The organism is Virgibacillus natechei (genome assembly GCF_026013645.1).
Classification (GTDB): domain Bacteria; phylum Bacillota; class Bacilli; order Bacillales; family Amphibacillaceae; genus Virgibacillus_L; species Virgibacillus_L natechei.
Window position 1 is genome coordinate 2,355,205 of sequence record NZ_CP110224.1, and the last position, 16,752, is coordinate 2,371,956.

Sequence of the window (16,752 nt, forward strand, 5' to 3'; positions counted from 1 at the left end):
ACTATATTTCACTGTTTATCATGCACCAGCTTTTCGTACTGCTTTACCAAATATACGGATCTCATCCGATTGCTTAGAAATTTCACTCGTTTGGCATGTACCTGTTTGTCCATCAACCTGATAGTATAATTGTTCATTTGATATAATTTTTAAATGTGTCGCATTCATCAGTTCAATTTCTTTAAAATTTATATGCTTTCCATTAAATACGGATAAGAATAATGCTAGAACCTTCCATTTCGAAATAGAATGGAGAACCAATACTGGAAAAACAGCTGGTTGTATTTTGGCACCTGGGATTATTTTCATGCCACCCCCATAATAAGGATGATTGGCTATCGTTACCATCCAACATTTCGTTATTGTCCGCTTCTTTCCGTTTACTTCTAGTTCCAGATCAATCGGCTTAAATGTCAGCAGAACTTTCAGTAGAGCGATAATATAATTAACGGTCCCAATATGAAATCTATCAAAGAAACCTTTTAATTTAGATTTACTCGCCATTCGTGCGACTTGAGCGTCAAAGCCAAATCCCAAGCTATTTATAAAGAAGCGTTTCTTCCTGTTATCTATTTTAAAATTACCCAACCAATAAGGATGACCGTTCTGAGCGTTAATTATTTGTTGTAAAATTTCGAGTGCATTTCCCTTTATTGCAGAACCTCTAGCAAAATCATTGCCTGATCCACCAGGAATAAAGGATACAGGGATGTTCCTATTTTTAATACCATTCATGACTTCATGCATCGTACCATCGCCGCCTATAACAATAATAGAGGTGACAACAATATCCTCTCTTTTCGTAATACGTTGTGCAATTTCCTCAGCATGTCCGACGTACTTGGTATAATAATAACTACTTTCTATCTCTTGATACAATGTATGTTTTTTAATTCTTGAAAAGATTCGCCTCGAACGGCCCTTACCAGCCTCTGGATTAACAATGAAAATGTACACACGTTAACCCTCATTGCCTATGGTAGGATAGATATCTTCTTCCCATTCCGGGCGTTTAACGGAGATCGTTTGACAGTGCCTCAACAGAATTTCCGTTATTTTTAATTGCCTACTTTTCAATGGAGAAGAAAGATTTCTTTTTTCACGAAACCACGTTTCATAATGATGCTTATCAACAATTTGTGTGTGAAAGGGTTCCGATGAATAAACAATTTTATTAGTTCTGGACAAGATTGTCTTCTGTATAGGAAAGTCATTCTCTTCAAAATGAAGAATGCTTTTTATAAGCTTCTCCGTTCGCTTTAAGGCGATAAGTGGATTCAATATCCTCGTTTGATGTTTACCAGTGTCGATCAACCAGGCTCGTTCATCTCCAGCTATGACAACTGCGTTTGAGTGTTCCTCTACGAGATGAATGATTTCAATACCTATCGGACTTATTAAAATAATATCAGAATCAACCGATGCATTTTTTATCGTAAAAATAGGTTCGTACATGATTAAATATGTATCCGGAAATCGTTGCAGAAAATATTTAAGTATTGGATCTTCATAATAGTACGTATTCATAAATGATCTCTCTGATACGGTAGAAGTAGCCCATTTTAGTTGAAAGTGTAATAGTTTGTCCAAAAAATATTGTTTCAATTTAGCTTCCGTATCCAATGATGAGTGATCGTCATCATGCTTTACTTCTTCGACCGGTTCTTCTTTTTTAAAATAATTCTTTAGCTTGAAAAATCCAGATGTTTTTGTTTCAGGTAATTCTTCTTTTTCTTGTGTGACTTTTTCTGGATTACTCCAATTATGATGGAGCTTTTTCCAATTATCCTGTTTTAATCGAATATATTGGGTAGGGTAACGATACGCATCCCATTCATAGCGGGAAATATAATCCTGCAATTTAATTAACTGAGCCATTCATCTCCCCCCTCTTTAAACGGTACCTAGCTATCATTTCATATTTCACCGTACTACCTGGATGTATTTGATAGAGGACAACTTCTTCCACTTCTATTTGCTTCTTATTTGAAAATCGTTCTTTTAACGCTTCAGGGATTGTGGTTACTGTTTCTCCACTCCACTTCTTTGCCAGCGTTATATGCGGGCGATACGGTCTATTTTCCTTATTAAATCCGACCTTCATTGTACAAGCTTCCACATATTCCTGTAAATGAGCAAGAGACTTTGTTTTATCAACTCCAGCCCATAGAACACGCGGCTTTTTAGGGTTTCCAAATACACCTATACCCCCGACAGCTATTGAAAAAGCTTGTTCATCTTCTATTGTTTTTAGTTCCTCTTTCAATTGACGTAATTTAGTATCGTCAACTTCACCTAAAAATTTTAATGTAATGTGCAAATCCTCAAAATGAGGCCATTGCTTAAAGGATACATCCTTCTTAAGTTCATGCTGCCACTTCGATAAATTTTCCTTTAATGATCCAGGAAGTCGAATGGCTATAAAATAATGAGGATTTTTCGACATGGGAATGCCTCCATTTATTTTTTTAGTGAAAGACAATAATCTAATTCTTGCTCCGTAAGTTCCCTGTAAGTCCCTGTCTTTATAGTATCATCTAAAAAGATCTCTCCCATGCTTAACCGCTTCAAATACATCACCTTTTTGTTAACAGATTCAAACATACGCTTAACCTGGTGGTATTTTCCCTCGGTGATGGTTACTTCAATTTCAGAAACAGTGTCACTTTTAAGGATCGTCAATTTAGCTGGTTTTGCCTTGTAACCATCCCCTAATGTAATTCCTTCTGCAAATTGATCAATATCTTCATCTGTAACGAAACCGTTTATTTTTGCAAAATACACTTTCTCAATATTCTTTTTCGGGGAGACCAATTGATGTGTGAGCTCCCCATCATTTGTAATGAGCAACAAACCTTCTGTATCCTTATCCAATCTACCTACAGGAAAAGCTTTAAAATGATGGAGTTCACTTTTTAGCAGATCGATTACTGTCTTTTCTCGATCGTCTACCGTTGCTGAAATAACCCCTTGTGGTTTATTCATCATGAGATAGATATATTTCTGATAGAACACTACCCTATCCTGAACCTTTATCGTGTCCACGTTTTGCTCAATATGAATACTGCCATCTTTTACAACAGAATCATTGACGGTTACCTGCTTCTTTTTTAACATTGTTTTTACATCTTTTCTACTGCCATGGCCTGTATTTGCTAATAACTTATCAAGGCGCATCATTTGAACCTCCTCCTATCTACGAAAAATTTTATCCAACACACGTACACGATTACCAAGTGTGCGCTCCAATAAAGTTGATTCATAAGCAAGCCATAAATATACGGCGCCCCCAGATCCTACACCTAAAACAAGCATTAGTATAGTTGCCCATCGTTCTGTCTCGTATGGAAGGAACATCCCAAATACTGCCATTACTACCCAGATAACGAGACACATAATACTGACAAAAATAGCGATGAGCATGGTTCTTTTTATTAACTTCCTGAAAGAAAATTGTATTTTTGATTTTATGCGCAAAAGATTTAACGTAACTGCTGTACCAACGGCTAGCGCAGTACCAAATATAGCTCCTTTTGCGCCAAACATATGAATAAGCTGTATATTTAATAATATTTTAACGAGGAGGCCTCCTGTTAAACTGATAACAGCATACTTCTGTTCGTTTATACCCTGTAGTACCGCAGAAGATACAGTAAACAAAGCAAATAGTAACCCAACTGGTGCATACCATCCTAATAAGTTTCCAGTAATCTCAATGTTTCCTAATCCATATAAAGCTCCATAAGCTTCTTCAGATAAGAAGGAAAGGCCTACAACTGCTGGTATTACAAGTACAAGAACTATTTGAAATGCTTGATTTATTTGCTCATATAATTCTTCGTGATTTTTTTGTGTAAATATTTTTGTTAATGCCGGTATGATTGCTAACGATAATCCTGTAGCTAATGTAACCGGTATGATAACGAGTTTATGGCCGTAAAAGTTAATGACAGCGAAAGCTATTTCCCAAATATTACCTTCCCCTCTAGCAACCATCGCTCGTTCAAAGGTAAATTGATCTACTAATTGATACAAGGATGTTGCTAAACCTACTATTATAAATGGCCCCGCATAACTAAATAATTCAATAAACAAGTCTTTTCGAGGTATTTCGTTTGTATACGTTTGCTGCTGTAATCGCTTATCAAGACCTGGCTTTCGTTTCCGCCAGTACCCCCATAAAACAAGTGCAGAAGCTCCTCCACCAATAAAAGCAGCAAATGTTGCAAAACCAACTGCAGTAGAAACCTCACCATCCAGCACAATCATAACAATAAAAGCAGCTGTTAATAAAAACACAATTCGTACCACTTGTTCTACTACCTGTGATACTGCTGTTGGCCCCATAGATTGGTATCCTTGGAAAAATCCTCTGACGATACTCATCGCAGGAATAATGATTAGAGCAAAACTGACCATTCGAATAACAAATGTCACATCTTCTACTGCTATGCTACCTGCGTCCTCATCTGTAATATAATTTCCCGCCAACCATTCAGCACTAAAAAACAGAACTAAAAATGCTAAAAAACCACTAACCATTAAAAGTGAAATTCCAGCTTTAAACATGCGCCTTCCCGTTTCATAGTCACCCATCGCATTATATTTGGAAACAAATTTCGAAACGGCTAAAGGAACACCTATCGTCGAAAGGCTAAGTATTATATTATATGGCGTATAGGCAAAACTATATAACACACCGCCCGTTTCCCCAACTAAAGCATTAAATGGAATGACATAGATCATTCCTAAGAATTTCGATAAAAATGATGCTATTGTCAGCATCATTGCTCCTCTTACCATGTTTGACATTTTCCCACCTGCATCTAAAATCTATTTATACATATCCTATATTTTATCATAGTTAGAGCTTTTACGGATAACGATACTTCTTTCAAAATTTACATGCAGATTTTAATATTGAGCAAATAGCTACTTAATGGTAAAGTAAAACTTCATTCAGTAGGGGGCGACGCACAAATGTTTTTCGATGGGGTGACTAAGTCGTAGTTCCAGGAGAGTCGACTTGCCTGTTAAACTGCGATAAAATTGAATGGAAAGGACTGAGATAATTGTCATATGATGTAATCGTAATTGGTGGTGGTCCATCTGGATTAATGGCCGCTATTGCTGCAGCAGAACATGGTTCAAAAACCATGTTAATTGAAAAAGGGAAGAAATTAGGAAAAAAGTTAGCCATATCTGGCGGTGGACGCTGTAATGTAACAAATCGTTTGCCTCAAGAAGAGATTATTCGACATATACCAGGAAATGGGAAGTTTTTATACAGTCCATTTTCCGTTTTTAATAACTATGACATCATCGATTTTTTTGAAAATATGGGTGTTGGTCTAAAAGAAGAGGATCACGGCAGAATGTTTCCAGAATCCAATTCAGCAAAAACAGTTGTGAATGCACTGATTAATCAATTAGATGAACGAAACGTAGAGCAGCATTTGAATACTACTGTAGAAACAGTAAATTATGGTGAAAAAGAACATATAATTACACTAGCCTCCCAGGAAAAAATCACGACAAAATCGATTGTAATCGCAGTCGGGGGAAAAGCTGTCCCACATACTGGTTCAACAGGTGATGGCTACGCATGGGCTCAAAAAGCAGGACACACCGTAACAGAACTTTACCCAACTGAAGTCGCCCTGACTTCTTCAGAAAGCTTTATTAAAAATAAAAGCTTGCAAGGATTATCTTTAAGGGATGTCTCCTTAACGGTTCTAAATAAAAAGAGCAAACCAATTATTACGCATCAAATGGATATGATATTTACCCATTTTGGAATATCAGGACCTGCCGTTCTACGTTGCTCCCAATTTGTTGTTAAAGAGCTTATGAAGGGTCAAAAACAGGTACCAATAGTATTAGACTCTTTGCCCGATAAGACGGTAGAAAACCTGAATAAGGAAATTTTAGAACAAATGGATCAAAGTCCGAAAAAGGCCATAAAGAATATTTTAAAAGGAATGGTTCCCGAGCGTTTTCTAGAATACATTCTATCCATTAATAAAATAAGTGAAGAGCAAAAAGCTGCAACTATTTCTAAGGAAGCGATTCGTTCTATTGTTCATAACATGAAGCAGTTTAGCTTCTATGTACATGGTTCCTTATCACTTGATAAAGCCTTTGTAACTGGTGGAGGAATATCTATAAAGGAAGTTATTCCAAATACAATGCAATCCAAACTCATGCATGGACTTTATTTTAGTGGTGAAATTTTAGATATACATGGATACACGGGTGGATACAATATCACATCAGCTCTCGTCACTGGTCGCCTCGCTGGAATGAATGCTGCGAAAGAAGTTGTTGCTTATAATGGTATATGATTCCTTGCATTTATTTAACTTCTCGTGTCATCCTAATAGCATTGGGGACATCATAGAAAGGGATGATATTGTAATGCAAAACAATGGAATGATTATACCGATAATTGCTTCAGTCGGTGTAGGTGCAGCAACCTACTACGCAATGACTCAAAACAATCAAAATTTCGGTCAAGCAATGCAAAAAATGATCCCGGTTGTAACACAAATGAATGGTGATGGTAGCGGGATGAATACTGGCACAACAACAATGAATATGAACCCTCCACAAAATGGAATGAGCTAAAAGAATAAGAATATATACTTTCTTATCTTTTTAGAAAACTTGGCATTCGCCAAGCCCTGCCAAAAAAGGCGCACTACACGGTGCGCCTTTTTTTAGAAGATGAATCGATTTCTTAATCGGATTTTTTTAATTTGTATACGTTATTGCAATCTTTATGCTACCGCAGCCCGAATACACTTCGCTCCCCAATTTGGTGTAGGATCGACCGAAGTTGACTATTGACCTACAGAACATAATTGGACTTCTTCCTTATTCTTCGACGCGTATAAGACGTGGCGAACGTAGACGTCCTGCCCCGTTAAACTACGATAAAGAACAAAAGCGTAAGCGCCCGTTTAGCAACGTACAAACTGCGCTCAGCGCTGCGGCTGGTTCAACATTGCCACGTAAAGTGGCGGTTTAGTTGAACTTCCACTGCCGCAATGAGATTAGATGAACTTGACTTATCTCCAATAATGGAGAAAGTCAAAGTGAATCTTATGCTTGGAAAGCGAAAAGGAAACATGCCCCTTCATAGGGGTATGCTGACGCCTGAGCGCAAGCCCGGTTTTATTCGGCCTTCCTTAAGCCTAGGGAGTCGATGTTGACTTTCACCACAAGGGTATAAGTGCGACTTTACTTCTGCCTACGCCTCCGGCTTGGCAATCAGTAAGTCTTCTTTTCACCCACAGGGCATAAGTGCGACTTTACTTCTGCCTACGCCTCCGGCTTGGCAATCAGTAAGTCTTCTTTTCACCCACAGGGCATAAGTGCGACTTTACTTCTGCCTACGCCTCCGGCTTGGCAATCAGTAAGTCTTCTTTATCGTAGTGGAGGAGTGTGAAGTTTGGGGCTGCGCTAAATGCTCGCCCCACCGTAAAAATTTGATAGTTGCTGGGCGCTGGAGCTGGACGTGGCTATTCCAGTATATGAGTTATCCACAGATTTTAAATTCTATAGTTTCCTATGCAACAAAAAAACCTAGATACGATTATCTCGTATCTAGGTTAACTTGCCTGGCGACGTCCTACTCTTGCAGGGGCAAAGCCCCAACTACCATCAGCGCTGGAGAGCTTAACTTCTGTGTTCGGCATGGGAACAGGTGTGACCTCTCCGCTATTACCACCAGACCTGATGTCATTCTGTGTTATTCACTGGATGTGAACATTTTACAGAACTTCCTTATGATAAGGACAAGTTTTATTATATGCATTTTAGACAAAAAATGCAAGGGTTTTTGTCCATTTATACCCTAAAAACTAAATAAGAGTATCATCAACGCCGATCAAATAAGAAATTAGTTAAGTCCTCGATCGATTAGTATTCGTCAGCTGCACGTGTCGCCACGCTTCCACCTCGAACCTATCTACCTCATCGTCTCTGAGGGATCTTACTCACTTAAAGTGATGGGAAGTATCATCTTGAGGGGGGCTTCATGCTTAGATGCTTTCAGCACTTATCCTTGCCATACGTAGCTACCCAGCCATGCTCCTGGCGGAACAACTGGTACACCAGCGGTATGTCCATCCCGGTCCTCTCGTACTAAGGACAGCTCCTCTCAAACTTCCAACGCCCACGACGGATAGGGACCGAACTGTCTCACGACGTTCTGAACCCAGCTCGCGTACCGCTTTAATGGGCGAACAGCCCAACCCTTGGGACCGACTACAGCCCCAGGATGCGATGAGCCGACATCGAGGTGCCAAACCTCCCCGTCGATGTGAACTCTTGGGGGAGATAAGCCTGTTATCCCCGGGGTAGCTTTTATCCGTTGAGCGATGGCCCTTCCATGCGGTACCACCGGATCACTAAGCCCGACTTTCGTCCCTGCTCGACTTGTAGGTCTCGCAGTCAAGCTCCCTTGTGCCTTTACACGCTACGAATGATTTCCAACCATTCTGAGGGAACCTTTGGGCGCCTCCGTTACTTTTTAGGAGGCGACCGCCCCAGTCAAACTGCCCGCCTGAAACTGTCTCCGAACCGGATTACGGTCCTGGGTTAGAAGGTTCGTACAGCCAGGGTGGTATCCCACGGATGCCTCCACGTAAGCTAGCGCTCACGTTTCTAAGGCTCCCACCTATCCTGTACAAGCTATACCAACATTCAATATCAGGCTACAGTAAAGCTCCACGGGGTCTTTCCGTCCTGTCGCGGGTAATGTGCATCTTCACACATCGTATAATTTCACCGGGTCTCTCGTTGAGACAGTGCCCAAGTCGTTGCACCTTTCGTGCGGGTCGGAACTTACCCGACAAGGAATTTCGCTACCTTAGGACCGTTATAGTTACGGCCGCCGTTTACTGGGGCTTCGGTTCTGCGCTTCGCTCGAAAGCTAACGCTTCCCCTTAACCTTCCAGCACCGGGCAGGTGTCAGCCCTTATACTTCGCCTTTCGGCTTCGCAAAGACCTGTGTTTTTGATAAACAGTCGCTTGGGCCTATTCACTGCGGCTCACTCACGAGTGAGCACCCCTTCTCCCGAAGTTACGGGGTCATTTTGCCGAGTTCCTTAACGAGAGTTCTCCCGCTCACCTTAGGATTCTCTCCTCGCCTACCTGTGTCGGTTTGCGGTACGGGCACCTGTGACCTCACTAGAGGATTTTCTTGGCAGTGTGAAATCGGGAACTTCGGTACTCAATTTCCCTCCCCATCACAGCTTGAAATTGCCGAACGGATTTGCCTATTCGACTTTCTCACTGCTTGGGCGCACTATTCCATCTGTGCGCATTCCTTATCCTACTGCGTCCCCCCCATCGCTCAAACAGTCACGAGGTGGTACAGGAATATCTACCTGTTGTCCATCGCCTACGCCTTTCGGCCTCGGCTTAGGTCCCGACTAACCCTGAGAGGACGAGCCTTCCTCAGGAAACCTTAGGCTTTCGGTGAAAGAGATTCTCACTCTTTTTTCGCTACTCATACCGGCATTCTCACTTCCAAGCGCTCCACCAGTCCTCACGGTCTGACTTCACAGCACTTGGAACGCTCTCCTACCATTGTTCATTAGAACAATCCGCAGCTTCGGTGATACGTTTAGCCCCGGTACATTTTCGGCGCAGAGTCACTCGACCAGTGAGCTATTACGCACTCTTTAAATGATGGCTGCTTCTAAGCCAACATCCTGGTTGTCTGGGCAACTCCACATCCTTTTCCACTTAACGTATACTTTGGGACCTTAGCTGGCGGTCTGGGCTGTTTCCCTCTCGACTATGAACCTTATCACCCATAGTCTGACTCCCAAGGCAAAGTAGCTGGCATTCGGAGTTTGACTGAATTCGGTAACCCGGTGAGGGCCCCTCGTCCAATCAGTGCTCTACCTCCAGTACAATCAACCTTGAGGCTAGCCCTAAAGCTATTTCGGAGAGAACCAGCTATCTCCGTGTTCGATTGGCATTTCACCCCTACCCACACCTCATCCCCGCATTTTTCAACATACGTGGGTTCGGGCCTCCGGTCAGTGTTACCTGACTTTCACCCTGGACATGGGTAGATCACACGGTTTCGGGTCTACGACCACATACTAGAGACGCCCTGTTCAGACTCGCTTTCGCTGCGGCTCCGTGTCTTCCACTTAACCTTGCATGTAATCGTAACTCGCCGGTCCATTCTACAAAAGGTACGCCGTCACCCATTAACGGGCTTCGACTACTTGTAAGCGCACGGTTTCAGGTTCTATTTCACTCCCCTTCCGGGGTGCTTTTCACCTTTCCCTCACGGTACTGGTTCACTATCGGTCACGAGGAAGTATTTAGCCTTAGGAGATGGTCCTCCCAGATTCCGACGGAATTTCTCGTGTTCCGCCGTACTCAGGATACACTCCGGAGGAAATGCCTTTTCGACTACAGGGCTCTTACCTTCTATGGCTGATCGTTCCAGATCGATTCGTCTAACGCATTTCTTTGTAACTCCAATGGAATGTCCTACAACCCCAAAGAGCAAGCTCTTTGGTTTGGGCTGTTTCCGTTTCGCTCGCCGCTACTTGGGAAATCGCATTTGCTTTCTCTTCCTCCGGGTAATGAGATGTTTCAGTTCCCCGGGTCTGCCTCATTTATCCTATGTATTCAGATAAATGTCCTGTTCCATTACGAACAGTGGGTTCCCCCATTCGGAAATTCTCGGATCAATGTTTACTTACAACTCCCCGAGACATATCGGCGTTAGTCCCGTCCTTCTTCGGCTCCTCGTACCAAGGCATCCACCGTGCGCTCTTCTTCACTTAACTAAGTTACTTGTTTTTATTCAAAAGAACGTACAATTTAATTTGATGTCGTTGATTACTCTTATTTAGTTTTCAAGGTACAAAATAACAAAATGAGAGATTTACATCCCTCAAAACTGAACCAAACAACCATGTATGTCCCTGACCTCAGAGAACCCGTTAGGGTACCTCTGAAGCGTTCCTTCTATTTATCCTTAGAAAGGAGGTGATCCAGCCGCACCTTCCGATACGGCTACCTTGTTACGACTTCACCCCAATCATTGGCCCCACCTTCGGCGGCTGGCTCACGTAAACGTGTTACCTCACCGACTTCGGGTGTTGCTAACTCTCGTGGTGTGACGGGCGGTGTGTACAAGGCCCGGGAACGTATTCACCGCGGCATGCTGATCCGCGATTACTAGCGATTCCGGCTTCATGCAGGCGAGTTGCAGCCTGCAATCCGAACTGAGAATGGTTTTATGGGATTTGCTACACCTTGCGGCTTCGCTGCCCTTTGTTCCATCCATTGTAGCACGTGTGTAGCCCAGGTCATAAGGGGCATGATGATTTGACGTCATCCCCACCTTCCTCCGGTTTGTCACCGGCAGTCACCTTAGAGTGCCCAACTTAATGCTGGCAACTAAGATTAAGGGTTGCGCTCGTTACGGGACTTAACCCAACATCTCACGACACGAGCTGACGACAACCATGCACCACCTGTCACTCTGTCCCCGAAGGGAACCCGGTATCTCTACCGGTTGCAGAGGATGTCAAGACCTGGTAAGGTTCTTCGCGTTGCTTCGAATTAAACCACATGCTCCACCGCTTGTGCGGGCCCCCGTCAATTCTTTTGAGTTTCAGCCTTGCGGCCGTACTCCCCAGGCGGAGTGCTTAATGCGTTAACTTCAGCACTAAGGGGCGGAAACCCCCTAACACCTAGCACTCATCGTTTACGGCGTGGACTACCAGGGTATCTAATCCTGTTCGCTCCCCACGCTTTCGCTCCTCAGCGTCAGTTACAGACCAGAGAGTCGCCTTCGCCACTGGTGTTCCTCCACATCTCTACGCATTTCACCGCTACACGTGGAATTCCACTCTCCTCTTCTGTACTCAAGTCCTCCAGTTTCCAATGACCGCTCACGGTTAAGCCGCAAGATTTCACATCAGACTTAAAAGACCGCCTGCGAGCGCTTTACGCCCAATAATTCCGGACAACGCTTGCCCCCTACGTATTACCGCGGCTGCTGGCACGTAGTTAGCCGGGGCTTTCTGGTTAGGTACCGTCAAGGTACCGCCTTATTCAAACGGTACTTGTTCTTCCCTAACAACAGAGTTTTACGATCCGAGAACCTTCATCACTCACGCGGCGTTGCACCGTCAGACTTTCGTCCATTGCGGATGATTCCCTACTGCTGCCTCCCGTAGGAGTCTGGGCCGTGTCTCAGTCCCAGTGTGGCCGATCACCCTCTCAGGTCGGCTACGCATCGTCGCCTTGGTGAGCCTTTACCTCACCAACTAACTAATGCGCCGCGGGCCCATCTGTAAGTGACAGCTAAAAGCCGCCTTTTAACTTCTCATCAGGAGATGAAAAGTGTCATTCGGTATTAGCTCGCGTTTCCGCGAGTTATCCCAATCTTACAGGTAGGTTGCCCACGTGTTACTCACCCGTCCGCCGCTCGGTCCACAGATTTCCTCCCGAAGGATTCCATCTGCTTCACGCGCTCGACTTGCATGTATTAGGCACGCCGCCAGCGTTCGTCCTGAGCCAAGATCAAACTCTCCAAAAAAGTTTGAATAAGATCGACACCGTCAATCTCATCAATTGTCTTAGCTTTCTTCCTTTCATGTGCAAAAGAAATTTGTTTTTGTCGAATTCATAGAATACGGACATTCACTTACCTCTTCTGACATGTGAAAAACAGTAACCTGTTCTTCTTGACATACTGGTTGTTTTGTTCAGTTTTCAAGGAGCAAATTCATTAATACTTAAAATATCAAGCTATTCATTATAGCATGCCCGAAACTTAAAGTCAACACCCTCTTTCAAGAAGGGCATTTATATTGTCGCTAAATCGGGAGGTGATTAATTTACCACATAAGGTCATTACTTGTCAACAAATAATTAAAGTGAAATATTTTTGCTAAACAATGTCTCAACCTGTGGATTTACATTATAGCATCTTGACATAATGCTTGTCAATACAACAATTCTTTCAATATCAAATTGATTTTTCTCGTTTGGATAGGAAACTATAGAATTTAAAAGTTATGGATAACTTATATACTGGAATAGCCACGTCCAGCTCCAGCGCCCAGCAACTATCAAACTCCACACTCCTCCACTACGATAAAGAAGACTTGCCGATTGGCTCTGCCAGAGGCCTAGTCGCACTTATACCCTTGTGGTGAAAGTCAACATCGACTCACTCCGTTCGTCGTGTTTCCTTTATCTCATTGCGAAGTGCTCCAGTTTGTACGTTGCTAAACGGGCGCTTGCGCTTTTGTTCTATAGTAGTAACTCTCTTGTTAAATACTCAAGTTTGAAGCCAAACTTTTTTAACAGCAAGAACCATAATACAACCGAAACCTTAAGATGTCAATAGCCTTTCCAAATTCATTATGAGTTATGAGAGTAGTTATACGCTGGAAGGTAATACACGAAGACTTTGTGAATAGTATACACCTATACTACAAATAATAAGAGTCACTAAATAAGAGGAGCATTTTTATGAAGTATTTAATTCATGTTATTGTTTGTATACTCGTATTAATTTACCCTTTTGAAAATAAAACAGTTGTTGCTCAAGATAATTTAGATCCTGTACTTATTGAAACATATGAGGCTGATATTACAGGTGACGGACAAAACGAAGCCATTGAATTAAAAGGCGTTTTATTCTCTGAAGACTCGAGTTTCTTTCGTGAAATTTGGATAGATATAAGCAGTGCACATGATGAACATTGGAAGATTACGTATGAAGGTGGTTACGATCCATCTATTTCATTTATTGATTTGAATCATGACGGTGTTCAAGACATCTTTTATCAAAGTGCAACTGGTGGTAGCGGCGGATTATATAATTATCACCTCCACACTATAAAAAATGAAGTAGAAAAAGAGATATCATTACCTGAACAACTGTATATTAAGGGTGAATTTCTGGATAATTTTAATGTTGAGATTCAACTATCACCACATATTGAACCATCTATTATGGATGTTAAAGATCGGGCAGATGAGTATATACGACTTGGAATTTATAATGAAGAAGGTGACGTGCAACAACCAAATTCAGTTATGATAGATCCGATTGCTTTTTTCGAACCTGTTTTACTGAGTAAGCCTAAAGGATATGGTTTAAAAAGTTACCAACAAATTAGTGGTGCTTACCACGCAGACCAATTAGGAACGGTTGAAACACTTTGGTATTATGAGAATGATGAGTGGATCATTCTACAGACCGATTGGATTCCAAGCCAATAATTAATTACGAAAAGGATCCCTTTCATTAGAGAAAGGGATCCTTTTTAATCATTAATTTGCTACAATATTTACTAACTTTCCTGGTACAACGATTACTTTTCGAATCGTTGTGCCTTCGAGCGACTCTTGAATTTTTTCGTCTTCGAGAGCTTGTTTTTGAAGTTCATCCTTTGAGATATCTCTTTCTACATTTATTTTGGATCGAACTTTACCCATAATTTGTATTGCGATCTCTACTTCGTCCTCAACCAGTTTTGATTCATCATATACAGGCCATTCTTCGTAGCTAATGGTTCCTGGATACCCAAGACGTTCCCACAATTCTTCTGCAAGGTGTGGTGCAATTGGTGAAAGTAATTTCACAAATCCTTCTATATATTCTTTTGAAAGTTTTTCAGCTTTATATCCTTCATTAATAAACACCATCATTTGTGAAATAGCTGTATTGAAATGCAGGTTATCGAAATCCTCGGTTACTTTTTTAACGGTTTCGTTGTAAACTTTATCTAATGTTGCATCATGCTCATCCACTACTTTATCCGAAAGGGTACCATCATCACTTATAATCAGGCGCCATATTCGGTCAAGAAAGCGCCTTGCACCATCAAGTCCGTTTGTTGACCAGGCTACAGCAGCATCCAACGGTCCCATGAACATTTCATACAGACGCAATGTATCCGCACCATGAGAAGCAATGATTTCATCAGGATTAACAACATTCCCCTTTGACTTACTCATTTTTTCATTTCCTTCTCCGAGAATCATGCCTTGATTAAACAATTTCATAAATGGCTCCTTCGTAGGAACAACACCAATATCATACAAAAATTTATGCCAGAATCGCGCGTATAAGAGGTGAAGCACGGCGTGTTCTGCACCACCTATGTAAATATCGACCGGGAGCCATTCTGCTAGAGCTTTTGGATCTGCTAATTGTTCCGTGTTTTCGGGATCAATAAACCGAAGGAAATACCAACAGCTCCCTGCCCATTGCGGCATCGTACTTGTTTCACGGCGACCTTTCATACCCGTTTCAGGATCCACTACATTGACCCAATCCTTATTGTTCGCAAGCGGAGACTCACCAGTACCAGATGGTTTAATTTCTGTCATTTCCGGCAATTCCAATGGAAGCTCCGATTCAGGTATAGCTGTAGCTGATCCGTCTTCCCAATGAATAATAGGGATTGGTTCTCCCCAATAACGCTGTCTGGCAAATAACCAATCACGCAGGCGATAGGTAACTTTTTTCTCACCTTTCCCATTCGTTTCAAGCCATTCAATCATTTTTGAAATGGCTTCACCTTTATTCAAGCCATTCAAAAATTCGGAATTGACAAGTTCGCCATCACCAACATAGGCTTCTTTGGACAGGTCTCCACCTGCAACGACTTCTACTATAGGAAGATCAAATTTCTCCGCAAATTCATAATCTCGTTCATCATGACCTGGAACCGCCATAATTGCTCCCGTTCCATACGTCATTAATACATAGTCAGCGACCCAGATTGGCATTTTTTCCTTACTAACAGGGTTGATTGCATATCCCCCTGTAAATACACCAGTCTTTTCTTTCGCCAGATCCGTACGTTCCAGATCGGATTTCGTTTGGATTTTATCCAAATAGGAGTCAACAGCTTTCTTTTGTTCGGAACTCACTACTTTTTTTACAAGTGGATGCTCTGGCGCTAGTACAGCATAGGTAGCACCAAACAATGTATCCGGCCGTGTTGTAAATGCAGTGAATTTCTCTTCATGTCCATCAATATCAAACGTCACTTCTGCACCTTCTGAACGTCCGATCCAGTTTCGTTGCATATCCTTAATGCTTTCTGGCCAATCAACTTCTTCTAAATCTTCTAAAAGTCTATCCGCATATGCCGTAATCTTAAGCATCCATTGTTTCATTGGCTTGCGTACAACAGGATGCCCACCACGTTCACTTTTCCCGTCAATCACTTCTTCATTGGCAAGAACGGTACCGAGTGCTGGACACCAGTTAACAGAAACTTCATCCATGTAGGCAAGGCCTTCTTCGTACAGTTTGGTGAAAATCCATTGCGTCCACTTGTAATAATTAGGGTCGGTTGTATTGATTTCGCGGTCCCAATCATAAGAAAACCCAAGTTCTTGAATTTGCCGCTTAAATGTTGCAATGTTCTTTTTTGTAAATGCAGCCGGACTATTCCCTGTATCAATAGCGTACTGTTCAGCTGGTAAACCAAAAGCATCCCACCCCATCGGATGAAGTACTTCATATCCTTGCATTCTTTTTACACGGGAGAATATATCGGTTGCCGTATAGCCTTCCGGATGACCAACATGCAATCCAGATCCAGACGGGTATGGAAACATATCCAGTGCGTAAACTTTTTCTTTTTCAGAATATGTATTCGTTTTAAAAGTTTTGTTAACTTGCCAATGTTCTTGCCATTTCTTTTCAATTTCCTGGTGATTAAAACTCATTTC

At 42.0% G+C, this 16,752-nt stretch carries 9 protein-coding genes and 3 rRNA genes; 3 read left to right on the top strand and 9 right to left on the bottom strand.

Translation table 11 applies throughout. The features are described from left to right. Positions 1-18: 18 nt before the first annotated feature. The 5 genes from OLD84_RS12275 to OLD84_RS12295 are packed head-to-tail and all read right to left on the bottom strand — an operon-like array spanning position 19 to position 4,812. Positions 19-957 carry a diacylglycerol/lipid kinase family protein gene (locus tag OLD84_RS12275; RefSeq protein ID WP_209462149.1) on the bottom strand — a complete coding sequence of 313 codons (939 nt, stop codon included), beginning with the start codon at positions 955-957 and terminating at the stop codon, positions 19-21. Positions 958-960: 3 nt separating this feature from the next. Continuing rightward, on the bottom strand, positions 961-1,878 hold the full coding sequence (locus OLD84_RS12280) for an NERD domain-containing protein (protein WP_209462150.1): 918 nt from the start codon (positions 1,876-1,878) through the stop codon (positions 961-963). Beyond that, on the bottom strand, positions 1,862-2,446 hold the full coding sequence (thpR, locus tag OLD84_RS12285; protein WP_209462151.1) for an RNA 2',3'-cyclic phosphodiesterase: 585 nt from the start codon (positions 2,444-2,446) through the stop codon (positions 1,862-1,864). The genes OLD84_RS12280 and thpR overlap by 17 nt, the downstream gene beginning before the upstream one ends. A 14-nt stretch (positions 2,447-2,460) precedes the next feature. Beyond that, positions 2,461-3,177 (bottom strand): pseudouridine synthase, encoded by a 717-nt coding sequence (locus tag OLD84_RS12290; protein ID WP_209462167.1) that lies wholly within the window; start codon positions 3,175-3,177, stop codon positions 2,461-2,463. Positions 3,178-3,192: 15 nt separating this feature from the next. After that, positions 3,193-4,812: a putative polysaccharide biosynthesis protein gene (locus OLD84_RS12295; protein WP_209462152.1), complete on the bottom strand. Its 1,620-nt coding sequence runs from the start codon at positions 4,810-4,812 to the stop codon at positions 3,193-3,195. A gap of 260 nt (positions 4,813-5,072) precedes the next feature. On the opposite strand from OLD84_RS12295, the gene OLD84_RS12300 reads away from it, so the two are divergent. Together OLD84_RS12300 and OLD84_RS12305 are read left to right on the top strand one after the other, a co-directional pair. Beyond that, positions 5,073-6,344 carry a BaiN/RdsA family NAD(P)/FAD-dependent oxidoreductase gene (locus tag OLD84_RS12300; protein WP_209462153.1) on the top strand — a complete coding sequence of 424 codons (1,272 nt, stop codon included), beginning with the start codon at positions 5,073-5,075 and terminating at the stop codon, positions 6,342-6,344. Positions 6,345-6,417: 73 nt separating this feature from the next. Continuing rightward, positions 6,418-6,627: a hypothetical protein gene (locus OLD84_RS12305; RefSeq protein WP_209462154.1), complete on the top strand. Its 210-nt coding sequence runs from the start codon at positions 6,418-6,420 to the stop codon at positions 6,625-6,627. 993 nt (positions 6,628-7,620) lie between these two features. On the opposite strand, the gene rrf is transcribed toward OLD84_RS12305, so the two are convergent. The 3 genes from rrf to OLD84_RS12320 all read right to left on the bottom strand — a co-directional run bounded on the left by rrf (position 7,621) and on the right by OLD84_RS12320 (position 12,586). Continuing rightward, positions 7,621-7,736, bottom strand: a 5S ribosomal RNA gene (gene rrf / locus OLD84_RS12310). Positions 7,737-7,903: 167 nt separating this feature from the next. After that, positions 7,904-10,823 (bottom strand): 23S ribosomal RNA (locus tag OLD84_RS12315). 195 nt (positions 10,824-11,018) lie between these two features. Next, positions 11,019-12,586 (bottom strand): 16S ribosomal RNA (locus tag OLD84_RS12320). The 16S, 23S and 5S rRNA genes sit together here, the layout of an rRNA operon. Before the next feature lie 941 nt (positions 12,587-13,527). Between OLD84_RS12320 and OLD84_RS12325 the strand changes: the two genes are divergently transcribed. Then, positions 13,528-14,283, top strand: a complete 756-nt coding sequence (locus OLD84_RS12325; protein WP_209462746.1) for a hypothetical protein — start codon at positions 13,528-13,530, stop codon at positions 14,281-14,283. Between the two features lie 51 nt (positions 14,284-14,334). Here OLD84_RS12325 and leuS read toward each other — a convergent pair whose 3' ends face one another. Continuing rightward, entirely contained in the window at positions 14,335-16,749 is a 2,415-nt protein-coding gene (gene leuS, locus OLD84_RS12330; RefSeq protein ID WP_209462745.1) for a leucine--tRNA ligase, read from the bottom strand. Between the last annotated feature and the right edge of the window lie 3 nt (positions 16,750-16,752).

Coding starts and splice junctions, on each gene's coding strand:
- OLD84_RS12280 (WP_209462150.1), bottom strand. CDS start 1,878: ATGGCTCAGTTAATTAAATTGCAGGATTATATTTCCCGCTATGAATGG.
- thpR (WP_209462151.1), bottom strand. CDS start 2,446: ATGTCGAAAAATCCTCATTATTTTATAGCCATTCGACTTCCTGGATCA.
- OLD84_RS12290 (WP_209462167.1), bottom strand. CDS start 3,177: ATGCGCCTTGATAAGTTATTAGCAAATACAGGCCATGGCAGTAGAAAA.
- OLD84_RS12295 (WP_209462152.1), bottom strand. CDS start 4,812: ATGTCAAACATGGTAAGAGGAGCAATGATGCTGACAATAGCATCATTT.
- OLD84_RS12305 (WP_209462154.1), top strand. CDS start 6,418: ATGCAAAACAATGGAATGATTATACCGATAATTGCTTCAGTCGGTGTA.
- OLD84_RS12325 (WP_209462746.1), top strand. CDS start 13,528: ATGAAGTATTTAATTCATGTTATTGTTTGTATACTCGTATTAATTTAC.
- leuS (WP_209462745.1), bottom strand. CDS start 16,749: ATGAGTTTTAATCACCAGGAAATTGAAAAGAAATGGCAAGAACATTGG.